We start from the raw sequence: 15,203 nt of genomic DNA, 5'->3' as shown, positions 1-15,203 counted from the left end.
AGTGCAAGAAAATCCCAGGATGGCGACGGTCAGAGAGGCTTCGCGAGCTCGGCGAACTCGAGGTCGTCACGCAGCGGGCGGCCGAAGCGCTCGTCGCCGTAGGGGAACGGCTCGAAGCGTCCCGTACGCCCGAATCCGCGCCGCTCGTAGAACGCGATCAGGTCCTCGCGCTGGCGGATCACGGTCATCCGGATCTCCTCCGCGCCCCACTCGCGCGCGATCCGCTCGGCCTCGGCCATGACGGCCTTGCCGACGCCGGCTCCCTGCAGCTGCGGCGAGACGGAGAACATGCCGAAATAGACGTACGCCTCTCGCTTCTGCAACTGGCAGCAGGCGACGATCTCGCCCGGCCGCTCAGCGACGAGGAGCCGGGATCCCGGAGCGGTGATCACCTCACGTACGCCCTCGGGGTCGGTGCGCTGCCCGGCGAGCAGGTCGGCCTCGGTGGTCCACCCGGCACGGGAGGCGTCGCCGCGATAGGCCGACTCGATCAGCCCGACCAGGGCTTCGACGTCGGAGAAGTTGGCGTCACGGAAGGTCAGCTCAGGCACGTCGCCGAGGGTAGCCGGAGTCAGCACCCGCTGGTCGAGCCGCGAGGCCGCCTGCGGCCGAGCGTGTCGAGACCAACACGGGTCCTGCTGTGCGCCGAGGGGACTGTGTTGGTCTCGACACGGATTCGCTCGTTCCTCACGAATCCGGCTCGACCAGCGGCGCGATTCAGGCGGGCAGGTCGGGCAGCGCCGGCCGGCGCAGCCAGGCATCGAAGAGCGCGGTGAGGTCGCGGCCGCAGACCTCGGCCGCGAGGGCCTCGAAGTCGGCGGTGGTGACCGATCCCCCGCTGTGCCGGGCGACCCACGTGCGCAGGATCTTGAAGAAGGCCCCGTCCCCGACGGTGCGCCGCAGTGCGTGCAGGGCGAGCGCTCCGCGCTTGTAGACGCGGTCGTCGAACATGTCCGCGGGACCGGGGTCGGCGAGGACCAGGTCCTGCGCCAGCGCCTTCAGCCGGCGGTGATGGTGACGGGCGTGCTCGCCGCACGAGCGGCCACCGGAGGCGTCGGACCACAGCCACTCGCTGTAGCAGGCGAAACCCTCGTGCAACCAGATGTCGCGCCACTCGCGCAGGGTCACCGCGTTGCCGAACCACTGGTGGGCGAGCTCATGGGCGACGAGGCGTACCTCCGACCACTCGCCGGTCAGGTGGTTGCGCCCGAAGGTCGACAGTGACTGCGACTCGAGCGGGATCTCGAGCTCGTCGTCGGTGACCACGACGGAGTAGGAGGCGAAGGGGTAGGGCCCGAAGACCGAGGTGAAGTAGGCCATCATCTCCCGCTGGCGCCCGAAGGAGGCCTCGAACCCGGCGGTGGCGTCGACCGGGTACGCGGCCCGGATCGGCACCCGGCCGCCCGGCCCTTCGGCCGGCGCGATGTCGACGACCCGGTAGCGCCCGATCTGCACGGTGGCCAGGTAGGTCGCCATCGGCTCGGCCTGCCAGTAGCGCCAGGTCTCCCCGCTGCCGCGGCGTACGCGGGAGGTCAGCTCGCCGTTGGAGACGACCGCATAGCCCGGCGCGGTGGTCACGCTGATCGCGTAGCGAGCCTTGTCGGAGGGGCGGTCGTTGCACGGGAACCAGGTCGGCGCACCATGCGGCTGACCTGCGACGATGACGCCGTCATCGAGCTCCTCCCAGCCGGCGTCGCCGTGGTGCGAGAGCACCACCGGCCGGGGCTTGCCGGAGTATCTGACCGTGACCACGAACTCCTCGCCGGCCGCGATCCGCGAGCGGAGGTTCAGCACCAGGCGGTGGTCGTGGTGGGACCACTTGGCCGGTGGGCGGCCGTCGATCGCGACCTTCTGCACCCGCAGGTGCGCGAGGTCGAGGACGACGCGGCTGAGGTCCTCGACGGCGACCGCACGGATCGTCGCCGTGCCCGCGAGCCGGTTGCCGACCAGGTCGTAGGTGAGCTCGAGGTCGTAGTGGGTCGCGCTCCACGACAGGTCCCCGTGACCTGAGAGGTAGGGGTCTGCTGTGGGGAGCTTCGGCACGGCGGTCATGTTAGAGGCATCCGCTCAGCCGGCCTGGTCCCAGGGACCGATCGGGTTGCCGATCCAGAGGGTCTTGTCCGGCAGGCTCTCCCCGCGCATGACCAGCGAGACCGGGCCGACGACCGCATGCCGGCCGATGGCCGCGGCGGGCAGGATCACCGAGTTGGGCCCGAGCGTGGCACCGCGCCGGAGGACGACCTCGTCGAGGGCCAGGACGCGGTCGTGGAACAGGTGGGTCTGCACGACCGTGCCGGCGTTGACCGTGGCGCCGTCGCCGAGCTCGACGAGGTCGGTCTCGGGGAGCCAGCGGGTCTCGATCCACACGCCGCGGCCGATCTTCGCGCCGAGCGCTCGGAACCAGAGGTTGAGCACCGGGGTCCCGGACACGGCACCGGTGAACCAGGGCGCGGCGAGCACCTCCACGAAGGTGTCGGCCAGCTCGTTGGCCCACACGAACCAGCTCCACAGCGGGTGCGACCCGGCCCGGATGCGGCCCACGAGCAGCCACTTCGCCGCCACCGTGATCCCGGCGGCGACCGCACCGGCGGCCGCGAGCATCGGACCGGCGACCAGGATCGCGACGAGGAGGTCGGTCGCCTCCCACACCCGCACGAGCACGTAGCCGACCCCTGTGTAGAGCAGCACCGCGAGCGTCTGCGGCACCAGCCGGGCCAGCTCGACGAGCGCCCGAGCGATCTTGAGGCGTGTCGGTGGATCGTAGGTGCGCCCCGAGTCGGTCTCGCCGGCCGCCCGGCGCAGCGGTGCCGGCGGCGAGCCGAGCCAGCTCTCCCCCTTCTGCGCGCGTTTGCGCCGCGGGGCCGCGCTGAGCACGGCGACCAGGGACGCCTTCGGCACCTTGCGGCCGGGCGCCGCCATGCCGGAGTTGCCGACGAAGGCGCGCTTGCCGATCTTCACCCGCTCGACCCGCATCCAGCCGCCGCCCAGCTCGTAGCCGCCGATCAGGGTGTCGTCGGCCAGGAAGCTCTGGTCGTTGACCTGCGTCAGCCCGGGGATCATCAGGACCGTCGAGGCCTCGACGTGCTTGCCGATCTTCGCGCCCAGCGCCCGCAGCCACAGCGGCGTCAGCGTCGAGGAGTAGAGCGGGAAGAGCCAGGTGCGGGCCTCGTCGAGCACCTGCATCGTCGACCAGACCGCGACACCGGCCAGGCTGCGTACGGGATGTACGCCGGGGGTGATCGCCAGACCGGCGAGCCGCACCACCGCCCAGATGAGCGCGGCGAGGGTGGCGAAGCCGGCAGCCACCGCGACCGGGCTCCAGGCCAGCAGCGCCCCGATGTCGGTGTAGGAGGTGGGCACGCCGGCGAGGGCGACGGCGACGAGCACCCCGACGCCGATGGCGACCGCGGGAAGAAGCGCGAGAACGGCGGCCGCGATGCCGTAGAGGAGCATCCAGACCTGAGCTCGCGCCTCGGGCGGCTGCCATGGTCCGCGGGCCTCTCTGGCGGCGCGTACGGCCGGCGAACCCGACCAGAACTCGCCCGTCGGCACCACTCCGAAGACCGCCGAACCGGGTCCGACCTCGGCGTCGTCGCCGACCCGGGCGCCGGGCAGCAGAGTCGACCGTGCCCCGACGCGGGCCCGTTCGCCCACCTCGACCTCGCCGAGATGGAGCACGTCACCCTCGATCCAGTGACCGGAGAGGTCGACCTCCTGCTCGATCGAGCAGCCCTTGCCGAGGGTGAGCATGCCCGTGACCGGCGGGAGGCTGTGCAGGTCGACGTTCTTGCCCATCCGCACGCCGAGCAGCCGGGCGTACCAGAGCATCCACGGTGCCCCGGCGAGGCCGTGCGCGCCGAGCTCGTCGACGGCGTGCGTCGCCAGCCAGAGCCGGAGATGGACCTTGCCGCCGCGGGGGTGCTCCCCTGGACGTACGCCGCGCAGGATGAGTCGCGCCGCACCCGCGGCGAGCAGCATCCGGCCCGGTGGGGTCAGGAAGGCGAGGACGGCCGGCACGAGGATCCACCAGCTGAGCGACGGCAGCCAGGGCGCCCACGGCTGGGCGAGCGTCGTCCCGAGCCCGATCCAGGTCAGCCAGCGCGGCGCCGCGAGACAGCGCAGCAAGATCGTCGCGACCACCTGCGCGACCTGGGTCTTGAGGCGTACGGCCGGCACCTCGTGCTCGGAGAGCGCGGCAGAGCTGCCCATCTCGTCGATGTAGGTGGCCAGCGCGCCGAGCTTCGGCTGGTCGTAGATGTCGCCGAGCGCGACCTCGGGGAAGCGCTCGCGGATCAGGCTGACCATCTGGGCCGCGGTCAGGCTGCCGCCGCCGAGGTCGAAGAAGTCCGCCGCCGGCCCGGTGACCTCGGCGCCGAGGACGTCGTTCCACAGCCCGGCCAGCCAGGCCTCGGTGTCGCTGAGCCCCTCGCCCGAACCCGCGGCCGAGGCGAGCGGCCACGGCAGTGCGTCGCGATCGACCTTCCCGCTCGTACGCGTCGGGAGGCTGTCGACCACGGCCAGCCGTGGCACCAGGGCGGCCGGCATGTCGGCCCGGAGCCGGGCGACGGAGGTGGCCTGGTCGAAGGTGTCGTCGACGGTGACGTAGCCGACCAGCAGGCTGTTGCCCGCGGCGCTCCTCCGCACGGCCGCCGCGGCCCCGACGACCCCGTCCAGCTGCAGCAGCGCGCTGTCGATCTCGCCAAGCTCGATGCGCCGGCCACCCAGCTTGATCTGGTCATCGGCGCGCCCGCCGAAGAGCAGCCCGGCGGGGTCGTTGACGACCAGATCGCCGGAGCGGTAGGCGCGCTCCCAGCCGAGGGTGGGCATGGGGGCGTACTTCTCGGCGTCCTTGGCCGCGTCCAGATAGCGCGCCAGGCCGACGCCACCGATGATCAGCTCGCCGGCCTCGCCCTCGGGGACCGGAACCCCCGTGGCAGGGTCGACGACGGCGAGGTCCCAGCCATCGAGCGGGAGGCCGATCCTCACCGGCCCTTCTGCGGTCAGCTGGGCACCGCAGGCCACCACCGTCGCCTCGGTCGGACCGTAGGTGTTCCACACCTCGCGGCCGGACGTGACCAGTCGGGCCGCGAGCTCGGGCGGGATCGCCTCGCCGCCGGTGATCAGCAGCCGGACCCGGTCGAGCGAGGACGGCGGCCACAGCGCGACCAGCGTGGGCACCGTCGAGACGATGGTGATCTGGTTGGCGACCAGCCATGGACCGACGTCGACCCCGGAGCGCACCAGCGCCCGCGGCGCCGGGACCAGGCAGGCGCCGTAGCGCCACGCCAGCCAGATCTCCTCGCAGCTCGCGTCGAAGGCCACCGAGAGTCCCGCCATCACCCGGTCGCCGACCCCGATCGGGGCGTCCTGGAGGAAGAGTCGCGACTCGGCGTCGACGAACGCCGCGGCGTTGCGGTGGGTGACCGCGACGCCCTTCGGGGTGCCGGTCGACCCGGAGGTGAAGATCACCCAGGCGTCGTCGTCGATCGACGGCTCCTCCGGCTCGCGTTCCTCGCCGGGCTCGCTCGTCGTGGTGACCCGCAGGTCGTTGGTCACGACCGCGGCGACCTGCGCCTCACCGAAGACCAGCCGCGCCCGCTCCTCGGGGTCGTCGGCGTCGACCGGCACGTAGGCAGCACCCGCGCAGAGGATCCCGAGGATCGCGACGTACAGGTCGGTGGTGCCGCTCGCGATCCGCAGCCCGACCTTGTCCCCCGGCCCGATCCCGGCGGCGTTGAGCTCGGCGGCCAGCCCATCGGCGGCCTCCTCGAGCTCGGCGTACGTCAGCAGTCCGTTGCCCGCGTCGACGGCCGGCTCGTCGGGCACCTGGGCCGCGGTGGCCCGGAAGATGTCGACGAGGGTCCGGGGCTCGGGCGCGAGGTCGCCTCGCAGCAGGGGGTCGGTCACACCCGGAGCCTTCCGGGCTCAGTTGAACGCATGACATACATCTTCCTTCTTTCTCGCTGTCGATTTGGCCTTGTCCCACCCGTCATCCCCGGTGACAGACTCATTCCGAGACGAGAAGGGAAACCACCATGACCAGATACATGGTGCTGCTGCCGACGAACGAGGCCTTCTGGGCCGAGTCGACGCCGGAGGAGAAGGCAGCCGGATACGAGGTGCACGGCAGGTTCGCCAAGCTGCTGGCCGAACGCGGCCACAAGGTCACCGGCGGCGCCGAGCTCCACCACTCCAGCAAGGCCAAGACGCTGCGCAAGACCGGTGACGGGGTGGTGATCACCGACGGCCCGTTCGCCGAGACCGTCGAGCACGTGACCGGCTTCTACACGATCGAGACCGACGACGCCGACGACATGCTCGAGTGCTGCAAGGTGCTCGCCGAGCTCGAGACGGCGCTCGAGGTCCGCGAGATCGTCGAGCACGAGGGGATGTCCGCATGAGGTACTACCTGCTCATCCCCAACGTCGAGGCCGAGTGGCAGGCGAAGTCGGAGGAGGACCGGAACGCGTTGTTCGCCGTGCACGAGAAGTTCGCGGCTCTCCTCGCCGAGCGCGGCCACACGATCTTGAAGGGGTACGGCGCGGCGCTCGCCCTGCCGTCGACGGCGGTGACCGTGCGTACCTCCGGCGTCACCGACGGCCCCTACACCGAGGCGGCCGAGCACCTCGCCGGGCTCTACGTCGTGGAGTCCGAGGACCGCGACGACCTGGCCGAGTGCTGCAAGCTGCTCGCCACGGTCGAGTCGGCGATCGAGATCCGCGCGGCGGACTAGGGCGACCCACGGCGATGCTGGAGACGCTGCTGCGCGACGAGTGGGGCCGTTTGCTGGCCCTGCTCGTCGCGCAGTTCCGGCGTCTGGACCTGGCCGAGGACGGTCTGGCCGACGCGTTCGAGGCGGCCGCCCGGCGCTGGCCCGTCGACGGCGAGCCCGACAACGGACCGGCGTGGCTGCTCACCACGGCGCGGCGGCGGATCGTGGACCGGATGCGTTCTGAGGAGGTGCTGGCTCGCAAGATGCCGCTGCTCGCCGTGGATGCGGCGGTGACCCAGGAGGCACAGCGGGTGATGGTCGATTCTGGTGAGGTCACCGACGAGCGGCTGCGCCTGGTACTGCTCTGCGCCCACCCGACCCTGTCCCGCGAAGCCGCCGCGGCGCTCACCCTGCGTCTGGTCCTCGGCGTCTCCACCGAGGACATCGGGCGGTTGTTCCTGCAGTCGAAGGCGACGATGGCGGCGCGGCTGACCCGTGCCCGGAAGCGGCTGGCGGGCGCCTCCTTCGAGGTACCCGCGGATCTCGCCGGCCGGGTCGGGATCGTCGCCGAGGTCGCCTATCTCGCGTTCACGGCGGGCTACGCCCCCGGCACCGGTCCGGATGTCGTACGCAGCGACCTGGCGGGCGAGGCGATCCGGCTGGTCCGCGTCCTTCGGTCGGTGCTTCCCGAGCCGGACCCGGAGATCGACGCCCTCCTCGCGCTGATGCTCCTGCAGCACTCGCGCCGAGCGGCCCGGATCGGGCCGGACGGCGCTCTCGTGCTGCTCCCGGACCAGGACCGCACCCACTGGCGGACCGACGAGATCGCCGAGGCCCTCGCGCTCCTCACCCCGCTCGCCCACGCAGCCCCGGCCCCTTATCTCCTCCAGGCGCTGATCGCCGCGGAGCACGCCCTCGCGCCCAGCTCCGAGACGACCGCCTGGAAGCGCATCGTCGAGCGCTACGACGAGCTGCTGGCGCTCCAGGACACCCCGGTCGTACGTCTCAACCGGGCCGTCGCGGTGGCCGAGGCGAACGGCGCCGAGGCCGGGCTCGAGGCGCTGGACTCGGTCGCTCTCCCGGGGCACCGGCTGCCTGCCGTACGCGCCCAGCTGCTGGAGCGGTCGGGGCGTCACGACGACGCGATCGAGGCGTACGCGGAGGCCATCGCGCTCTGCACGCACGAGCCGGAGCGGGCCGACCTCACCCGGCGGCAAAGGGCCCTGGAGGGTTTTCCACCCCAATCGCTAGACGAGAACACGTTCTAGTTGCCACACTCGGTGATGTGACCCCGATCACTCTCCCCGACATCCTCGAGGCGATGGCCGACGCCATCCCCGACCGCACCGCCGTGTTCACGATGGAACACGCCTACAGCTTCGCCGAGGTCGACGAGCGCGCGACCAGGCTGGCCAACCACCTCCTCGGGCAGGGCATCAAACCGGGCGACCACGTCGCCGTCCACTCCCGCAACCGGATCGAGTGGGTCGACGCCTTCTACGGGTGCATGAAGGCGCGGGCGGTGCCGATCAACATCAACCACAAGTACCTCCACGACGAGCTCGACCACCTCTACCGCAACTCCGACGCGGTCGCCGCGATCATCGGACCGGAGCACGTCGAGGCGGTCGCCGCGCTCGGCCTGGGCATCCCGACGCTGGTGTTGGGCGAGGAGTACGACGCCGCGGTCGCCGCGGCGTCCAAGGAGCGCCCCGACATCGAGCGCAGCCCCGGCGACCGCTACGTCATCTACACCGGCGGCACCACCGGGATGCCGAAGGGCGTCATGTGGCGCCAGGAGGACATCATCCGCGCCGCGATGAACGCGAGCCGGTTCGGCGCTCCCTTCGACACCGTCGAGCATCTCGCCCAGGAGGCGGCGGCACAGGAGTCGCCGATGGTGCTGCTGGCCTGCGGTCCGATGATGCACGGCGGCAGCCAGTGGATCATGGGCAACGGCCATGTCGCCGGCTGCACGGTCTCGCTCTACACCGAGCCGACCTGGTCGCCCGAGACCATCCTCGACCTGGTCCAGGCCGCCGGGGTCAACTCGCTCACCTTCCTGGGCGACGCGATGGGCCGCCCGGTCGCCGAGGCGATCCTGCGCGAGCCGGAGCGCTGGGACCTGAGCAGCCTGTTCGCCGTCTCCAACGGCGCCGCCCCGCTCTCCGCGGGGGTCCGCACCCAGCTCCGGGAGGCGCTGCCGGGCCGCTACATCCTCGACTCCTACGGCGCCTCGGAGTCCGGAGCGGCCGGCATGCAGGTCGACGACGGCAACGAGGGCACGCAGGCCGCGCCGAAGTTCCAGGTCGGGATGGACGTACAGGTCTTCGACACCGACATGAAGCCGTGCGCGCCGGGTGAGACCGGCATGCTCGCGCGCACCGGGTCGATCCCGCTGGGCTACTACAACGACCCGGTCAAGTCCGCGGCGACGTTCAAGGAGGTCGACGGGCAGCGCTGGTCGATCCCGGGCGACTTCGCGCGGCGCGAGGAGGACGGCTCGATCACCGTCCTCGGCCGCGGGTCGGGTTGCATCAACACCGGCGGCGAGAAGGTCTTCCCCGAGGAGGTCGAGTCGGTCCTGCTGCGTCATGCCGACGTCTTCGACACCGCGGTCGTCGGCACCCCGCACGAGCGCTGGGGCCAGCAGGTCACCGCTCTCGTGCAGCTCCGCGAGGGCGCCGCGACCTCGACCGATGCACTCCGCGAGCACTGCCGCAGCCTCATCTCCGCCTACAAGGTGCCCAAGGACATCCTGCTCGTGGAGCGAGTCCCCCGCACGCCCGTGAGCAAGGTGGACTATCGTGCGAGCGCTACGGTCGCCGCCGAGCTGCTCGAGGCGCGCACGTGACGACCGGCTGATCCGACGTACGGTTCGGTGCCGTACGGCCCTACCCCTGGCTCTACGAATTGGAAGGCACGTACGTCTCTGTGTCCGCCGTGATCCCCCTCACACTGCCCGACATCTTGGAAGCGATGGCCGATGCGATCCCCGATCGCACGGCCGTCGTCACCTCCGACCGCGCCTACTCGTACGCCGAGATCGACGAGCGTGCCACGCGCCTGGCCAACCACCTGCTGAGCGTCGGCCTCGAGCCGGGTGCCCAGGTCGCCGTCCACGCGACCAACCGGATCGAGTGGGTCGACGCCCTCTACGGGTGCCTCAAGGCCCGCACCATCCCGGTCAACATCAACCACGCCTACCGGCGCGACGAGCTCGCGAGGACGTACGCCGCCACCGACTGCGGCGCGGCCATCGTCTCCCCCGAGTTCACCGATGACCTCGACGAGCTCGGCCTGAGGCTCGACCACCGGGTCGTCCTGGGCCCCGACTACGACGCCAAGGTCGCCGCGGCGTCCAAGGAGCGGCCGACGGTCGGACGTACGCCCGGCGACTGGCACATCATCTTCACCACCGGCACCACGGGCACCCCGAAGGGCGCGGTCTGGCGCCAGGAGGACCTGATCTGGGCCGCGCTGAACACGGTCCGCCGCAACGCGCCGATCCCGTCGGTCGAGGGTCTCGCCGCGGAGGCGGCCGCTCGTGACTCGGGTGTCGTGCTGCTCGCCGGCGGTCCGCTGCTGCACGGGCAGAGCCAGCTGCTGCTCCTGCGGGCCCTGGTCGCCGGTGGCACCGCGGTGCTCGACACCTCTCCCACGTTCTCCGCCGAGGCCTTCCTCGACCTCGCCGAGCAGGCCGGCGCGACCGCGATCACGCTGCTGGGCGACGCCCAGGCGCGGCCGGTGGCCAACGCCCGGCTGACCGGCAAGAAGCGCTGGCCGCTGCGCTCGCTCGCGGGGGTCTCCAACACCGCGGCGCCGCTTTCCGAAGGCGTCCTCGGAATCCTGCGCAACGCCTTCGCGCGCCGGGTCATCGTCGACTCCTACGGCACCCTCGAGACCGGCGTCACCGGCTCCCGCGCCGACGACGGATCCCCGCTCGTGCCCGGCGAGGCGCGGTTCATGGTGGGCCCCGAGGTGGAGGTCTTCAACCCCGACCTCACCCCGGCGGCTCCCGGGGTCGAGGGCCTGCTGGCCCGCTCCGGCCCCTCGGCTCTCGGCTACTACAAGGACAACGCCCGCTCGGCCACCGCGATCAAGCTGATCGACAACCGTCGCTGGACCTTCCCCGGCGACCTCGCCCGCCGCGAGCAGGACGGTTCGATCACCCTGCTCGGCAGGGCCGCCACGCTCGTACGCACCGGTGACCTCGAGATCCACCCCGAGACCATCGAGGGCGTGCTCCTCGCCCACGAGGACGTCGTCGACGCCGCCGTCTTCGGCATGCCTCACCCGCGCTGGGGCCAGCAGGTCGCGGCGCTGGTGCAGCTGGCCCCGTCGACCGAGACGACCGCTGCCGACCTGCGCAAGCACGCCCGCGACCGGCTCGGGGAGTCGCACGAGCCCAAGCTCGTCCTGCTGGTCGAGTCGGTGCCGCGTACGCCTGCGGGCACCGTCGACTACCGCGCCGCAACCGGCCTCACCGCCGACATGCTCAGCACCGGTGGCAAGAACCCGGACGAGACGGGCACCGACGCCGACAATTAGGCGCCGCATGGGCTGATATCCGCCCGCAGCTCCTATGGGCTGATATCCTCACATTCATCGAACGAGTCGATATCAGCCCATAGGAGGCACCGTGGCGGACTATCTGCTCACTGCACGGTCACCCGAAGCACTCGGCCAAGCCCTCGCACGCCTTCGGACGAAGCGCGGCGTGACCCAGGACGAGCTCGCAGAGGCACTCGGCATCTCCCGGCGATACATCTATGAGCTCGAGTCCGGGAAGCCGAACCTGTACGCCACGCGCATCTTCGAACTGCTCCGAGAGCTCGGTGCGCACATCGAGATCCATGCCCGGGTCGACGACGAGGGCCAGCACTGATGCGCGATCCGCTCGACATCTGGGTCTATGGCACACGGATCGCCACCCTGTCCGAGGCGTACGACGGCCGGCTCACCCTGTCCTGGACCGATGAGTCGCAGGAATGTTGGCCCGAAGGGACGCGCCTACTGTCGGCAAAGCTGACGATCGGTGACGTGCCGGTTCCCGCACTGGTCAAGAACTATCTCGACGGACTTCTCCCAGAGGGAAACGCCAGGACCAACCATGCGATGAGCGCGGGCGTCCCGCCGGACGACTCGTTCGCGATGATCCGGTCGTACGGTCGCGACACGACCGGCGCGGCCATCTTCGTCACCGAAGGGGCGGATGACCCCACCGCCAAAGGGCGATACGTGCCACTGACGCAGGACCAGCTCGCCGAACGAATTCGACACGCGGACGAACACTCGCCGGCGAGCGCCTTCGGGACGACGGCGGAGTCGATCAGCCTTCCGGGAATGGTCCCGAAGATCGCCGTTCACCACGAGGACGGCGGCTGGTTCGCCTGCAAGGACGGAGCGCCGTCGACCTGGATCATCAAGCGAGGCGGCTCGGCGGAGTCCGGCATCGCTGATGTCGTCGACACCGAGGTCGCCTCTCTGACGCTGGCCCGCATGGTCGGCCTGACCAGCGTCGACGCGAAGATCCTGGAGTTCGAGGACGTACGTGCCATCGCGGTCTCCCGCTACGACAGAGATCTCGATGGGCCGCATTCTCGGATCCATCAGGAGGATCTAGCTCAGGCGATCGGGCTGAACACCCTGGATCCCAACCGGAAGTTCCAGTGGGGTTCGAAGATGCCGTCCCTGCGACACGCCGCCGACACACTCCGCCTCGACGGCGGCAACCCGGACGACCTCCTGCGGCTGGTCACGTTCTCCCACCTCGTCGGCAACACCGACATGCACGCGAAGAACATCTCGTTCATCCGTCGGGCCGACGGGAGCGTGACCCTGAGCCCGGCGTACGACATCTCCATGCATCTCCACCACCGCAGGGACAACCGGCGGTTCGCGCTGGACGTCAACGGGAAGTTCCTGGTCAGCGAGGTCACCATCGATGACCTGGTCGCGGAGGGTCGATCCTGGGGGCTGCCCGAACGACGCGCTCGGCGCGTTGTCGATACGACCGTCGCCGACCTCGCCAAGGCACTTGGCGGCATCGACCGCAGCGCCCACCCCGGCGTCTCACCCGAGGCTTGGGCCATCGTCGACGAGCGAGTCGCCGCTGCTTCCTAAGGACTCGGGCAGGTGGTGTCCGAAGGGGACCTGCTGGACCTGCCCGAGGGCGGCGAGGAAGGAGGGCAGCATCGCCTTGGCGGTGCGCTTGTAGCCCATCGCGCTGGGGTGGAAGTGGTCGATGGCGAACATCTCGTCGGGGTTGGTGATGAAGAACGGGCCGACGACGTCGGAGAGCGAGACGACGTGGGCGCCCCGGGCCAGTGCGATCTCCCGCTGCCCGTCGGCCAGCTGCTTGGCGATCCGGCGCCCGAGCGAGCGCAGCGGCTGCGGCAGGGGGCGGACCGCACCCACGTCCGGGCAGGTCCCGACCACGACCTCGGCACCACGCTCACGCAGCGCGTCGATGACCTCCCCCAGCACTCGGGTGGAGTCCTTCTGCGGCACCCGGTGGGTGACGTCGTTGCCGCCCACGATGACCACGGCCACATCGGGCCGGTAGCCCTTCGGCAGCGACTCGAGCTGCGCGGGGAGCATCGACGTCTCGGCCCCGACCACGGCAGCGGTACGCAACCGCACCGGCCTCAGCAGAGCCTTGGCCGTGCCCTTGGCCAGCCGTGCGCCGAGGGTGCCGCTCCGGGTCTCCGCGCCCAGCCCGGCGGCGATCGAGTCGCCGAGGATGAGGAGCTCGACCGGCGTACCTCCGTAGGTCTTCTTGTAGACCTTGTCGGCGTCGATCGCCTCTTCACCGAGGGGCTTGCCGATCACGTCACGCGCGTGCGCCGCCTGTCTCTTCAGCAACGTCACGAACCCGGCACCGGCCGCCGCCCCCACCACACCGACTGCGCCGGCGACCCCGGCGGTGGCGGCGACCATGCCGAGCCACTTGGCCTCTTCACTCGTCTTCGTGGTGTTCACATTCCTTAGGTGTACCCCACGGATGTGAACGCGAAATTAACCTACGCCTGAGAGAGCCCGGCTTCCTCGAAGGCGTCGTAGTTGGGGGCGATGGTGGCGCGGGGGCCGACGATGCCGCTGACCGCGTCGAGCGTCTTGAGACCGTGGCCGGTGTTGATGATCACCGTCTCCAGGCTCGGGTCGAGGAGACCGTTGTCGACGAGCTTCTTGGTGACCGCGAGCGTGGTGCCGCCGGCGGTCTCGGTGAAGATGCCCTCGGTGCGGGCCAGGAGCACGATCGCGGCGCGGATCTCGTCGTCGGTGACCTCCTCGACAGCACCACCGGAGGAGCGGGTGGCGTCGAGGACGTAGATGCCGTCGGCCGGGTTGCCGATGGCCAGCGACTTGGCGATCGTGTCGGGCTTGACCGGACGGATGGCGTCGACACCGGCCTTGAACGCGGTCGCGACCGGGTTGCAGCCGGTGGCCTGGGCACCGAAGATCCGGTAGGGCTTCTCCTCGACCAGACCGAGCTTGATCAGCTCCTTGAACGCCTTGTCGACCTTGGTCAGCTGGGATCCGGAGGCCACCGGGATGACGATCTGGTCGGGCAGGCGCCAGCCGAGCTGCTCGGCGATCTCGAAGCCGAGCGTCTTGGAGCCCTCGGCGTAGAAGGGACGTACGTTGACGTTCACGAACGCCCAGCCCTCCTCCTCGGCGGCGATCTCCTGAGCGAGCTTGTTGACGTCGTCGTAGTTGCCGTCGACGGCGATCAGGTTGTCGGTGAAGACGGCGGAGTTGACCTGCTTGGGCTGCTCGAGGTTGCTCGGGATGAAGACCGCGGTCGGGATCCCGGCGCGTGCGCCAGCCGCCGCCACCGCGTTGGCCAGGTTGCCGGTGCTCGGGCAGGCGAAGACCTTGGCGTCGAGCTCGCGAGCGGCGCTCAGAGCACAGGCGACCACGCGGTCCTTGAAGGAGTTGGTCGGGTTGGTCGAGTCGTCCTTCACCCAGATCTTCTCGATGCCGAGCTCCTTGGCGAGGTTCTTCGCCTCCAGGAGCCGGGTGAAGCCGGGCTCGGTGTTGGGGCTCTGCTCGATGTCGTCGGGCACCGGCAGCAGCGCCTTGTAGCGCCAGATGTTGCGGGGTCCGGCCTCGATCTCCTCGCGGGTCACGGCCGGGAAGTCATAGGCCACCTCGAGTGGCCCGAAACACTCCGGACAGGCGTAATGCGGTCCGAGCTCGATCTGGTGCCCACACTCCCGGCACGACAGCGCCGAGGCGTTGCCGAACGCGCCCTCGCGCAGGCCCTTCGTCTCCGTGGTCGCAGCGCTCATGAGAAACCTCCTCCTCATCTTCCCCGATCACGTCTCTCGCGCCGGGCCGGAATTAGCACCTGCTCCACGCCCTACCCGATGGCCGGGAGGAGGCTCGTGGTCGGTTGCCGGGACTTCACTGGGCCGTTCCCTCAGTCCCTCTCGATGAGCAGTAGCGATCGTACGGCAGGTATCCGCTGCCAAACACACCCGGG

At 70.5% G+C, this 15,203-nt stretch carries 12 protein-coding genes and 1 riboswitch; of the genes, 7 read left to right on the top strand and 5 right to left on the bottom strand.

The window, feature by feature from the left end; translation table 11 throughout:
- Nucleotides 1-29 precede the first annotated feature (29 nt).
- The 3 genes from OH802_RS08655 to OH802_RS08645 all read right to left on the bottom strand — a co-directional run bounded on the left by OH802_RS08655 (nucleotide 30) and on the right by OH802_RS08645 (nucleotide 5,907).
- Complete coding sequence (locus OH802_RS08655; protein ID WP_406027005.1) at nucleotides 30-551, bottom strand: GNAT family N-acetyltransferase; 522 nt, start codon at nucleotides 549-551, stop codon at nucleotides 30-32.
- A 166-nt stretch (nucleotides 552-717) separates the two neighbouring features.
- Nucleotides 718-2,052, bottom strand: coding sequence for a M1 family metallopeptidase (locus OH802_RS08650; RefSeq protein WP_406027003.1), 1,335 nt, complete (start codon nucleotides 2,050-2,052; stop codon nucleotides 718-720).
- Between the two features lie 15 nt (nucleotides 2,053-2,067).
- Nucleotides 2,068-5,907, bottom strand: coding sequence for a Pls/PosA family non-ribosomal peptide synthetase (locus OH802_RS08645; protein WP_406027001.1), 3,840 nt, complete (start codon nucleotides 5,905-5,907; stop codon nucleotides 2,068-2,070).
- A 128-nt stretch (nucleotides 5,908-6,035) separates the two neighbouring features.
- On the opposite strand from OH802_RS08645, the gene OH802_RS08640 reads away from it, so the two are divergent.
- The 7 genes from OH802_RS08640 to OH802_RS08610 all read left to right on the top strand — a co-directional run bounded on the left by OH802_RS08640 (nucleotide 6,036) and on the right by OH802_RS08610 (nucleotide 12,838).
- Complete coding sequence (locus tag OH802_RS08640; protein ID WP_378836718.1) at nucleotides 6,036-6,401, top strand: YciI family protein; 366 nt, start codon at nucleotides 6,036-6,038, stop codon at nucleotides 6,399-6,401.
- Nucleotides 6,398-6,733: a YciI family protein gene (locus tag OH802_RS08635; RefSeq protein ID WP_406026998.1), complete on the top strand. Its 336-nt coding sequence runs from the start codon at nucleotides 6,398-6,400 to the stop codon at nucleotides 6,731-6,733. Before OH802_RS08640 ends, OH802_RS08635 begins: the two co-directional genes overlap by 4 nt.
- Before the next feature lie 14 nt (nucleotides 6,734-6,747).
- A complete protein-coding gene (locus OH802_RS08630; protein ID WP_406026996.1) occupies nucleotides 6,748-7,980 on the top strand; it encodes an RNA polymerase sigma factor in 1,233 nt (410 codons plus the stop codon).
- 17 nt (nucleotides 7,981-7,997) lie between these two features.
- Nucleotides 7,998-9,566: an AMP-binding protein gene (locus OH802_RS08625; RefSeq protein WP_406026994.1), complete on the top strand. Its 1,569-nt coding sequence runs from the start codon at nucleotides 7,998-8,000 to the stop codon at nucleotides 9,564-9,566.
- A gap of 125 nt (nucleotides 9,567-9,691) precedes the next feature.
- Nucleotides 9,692-11,263, top strand: coding sequence for an AMP-binding protein (locus OH802_RS08620; RefSeq protein ID WP_406026992.1), 1,572 nt, complete (start codon nucleotides 9,692-9,694; stop codon nucleotides 11,261-11,263).
- A gap of 91 nt (nucleotides 11,264-11,354) precedes the next feature.
- Nucleotides 11,355-11,600: a helix-turn-helix domain-containing protein gene (locus OH802_RS08615; RefSeq protein ID WP_406026990.1), complete on the top strand. Its 246-nt coding sequence runs from the start codon at nucleotides 11,355-11,357 to the stop codon at nucleotides 11,598-11,600.
- Nucleotides 11,600-12,838: a type II toxin-antitoxin system HipA family toxin gene (locus tag OH802_RS08610; RefSeq protein ID WP_406026988.1), complete on the top strand. Its 1,239-nt coding sequence runs from the start codon at nucleotides 11,600-11,602 to the stop codon at nucleotides 12,836-12,838. Before OH802_RS08615 ends, OH802_RS08610 begins: the two co-directional genes overlap by 1 nt.
- Here OH802_RS08610 and OH802_RS08605 read toward each other — a convergent pair.
- Both OH802_RS08605 and thrC read right to left on the bottom strand, forming a co-directional pair.
- Nucleotides 12,788-13,696, bottom strand: coding sequence for an SGNH/GDSL hydrolase family protein (locus OH802_RS08605; protein WP_406026986.1), 909 nt, complete (start codon nucleotides 13,694-13,696; stop codon nucleotides 12,788-12,790). The two genes, OH802_RS08610 and OH802_RS08605, sit on opposite strands and share 51 nt — an antisense overlap.
- Nucleotides 13,697-13,737: 41 nt before the next feature.
- Nucleotides 13,738-15,009 carry a threonine synthase gene (thrC, locus tag OH802_RS08600; protein WP_406026984.1) on the bottom strand — a complete coding sequence of 424 codons (1,272 nt, stop codon included), beginning with the start codon at nucleotides 15,007-15,009 and terminating at the stop codon, nucleotides 13,738-13,740.
- 11 nt (nucleotides 15,010-15,020) lie between these two features.
- Nucleotides 15,021-15,160, bottom strand: a riboswitch (SAM riboswitch).
- Nucleotides 15,161-15,203: the final 43 nt, after the last annotated feature.

The sequence above is a fragment of the Nocardioides sp. NBC_00850 genome, from assembly GCF_045207335.1.
Classification (GTDB): domain Bacteria; phylum Actinomycetota; class Actinomycetes; order Propionibacteriales; family Nocardioidaceae; genus Nocardioides.
Note: the sequence above shows the minus strand (reverse complement) of the source record. Positions and strands in the feature narration are given on the sequence as shown.

Coding starts and splice junctions, on each gene's coding strand:
- OH802_RS08650 (WP_406027003.1), bottom strand. CDS start 2,052: ATGACCGCCGTGCCGAAGCTCCCCACAGCAGACCCCTACCTCTCAGGT.
- OH802_RS08640 (WP_378836718.1), top strand. CDS start 6,036: ATGACCAGATACATGGTGCTGCTGCCGACGAACGAGGCCTTCTGGGCC.
- OH802_RS08635 (WP_406026998.1), top strand. CDS start 6,398: ATGAGGTACTACCTGCTCATCCCCAACGTCGAGGCCGAGTGGCAGGCG.
- OH802_RS08630 (WP_406026996.1), top strand. CDS start 6,748: ATGCTGGAGACGCTGCTGCGCGACGAGTGGGGCCGTTTGCTGGCCCTG.
- OH802_RS08620 (WP_406026992.1), top strand. CDS start 9,692: ATGGCCGATGCGATCCCCGATCGCACGGCCGTCGTCACCTCCGACCGC.
- OH802_RS08610 (WP_406026988.1), top strand. CDS start 11,600: ATGCGCGATCCGCTCGACATCTGGGTCTATGGCACACGGATCGCCACC.
- thrC (WP_406026984.1), bottom strand. CDS start 15,009: ATGAGCGCTGCGACCACGGAGACGAAGGGCCTGCGCGAGGGCGCGTTC.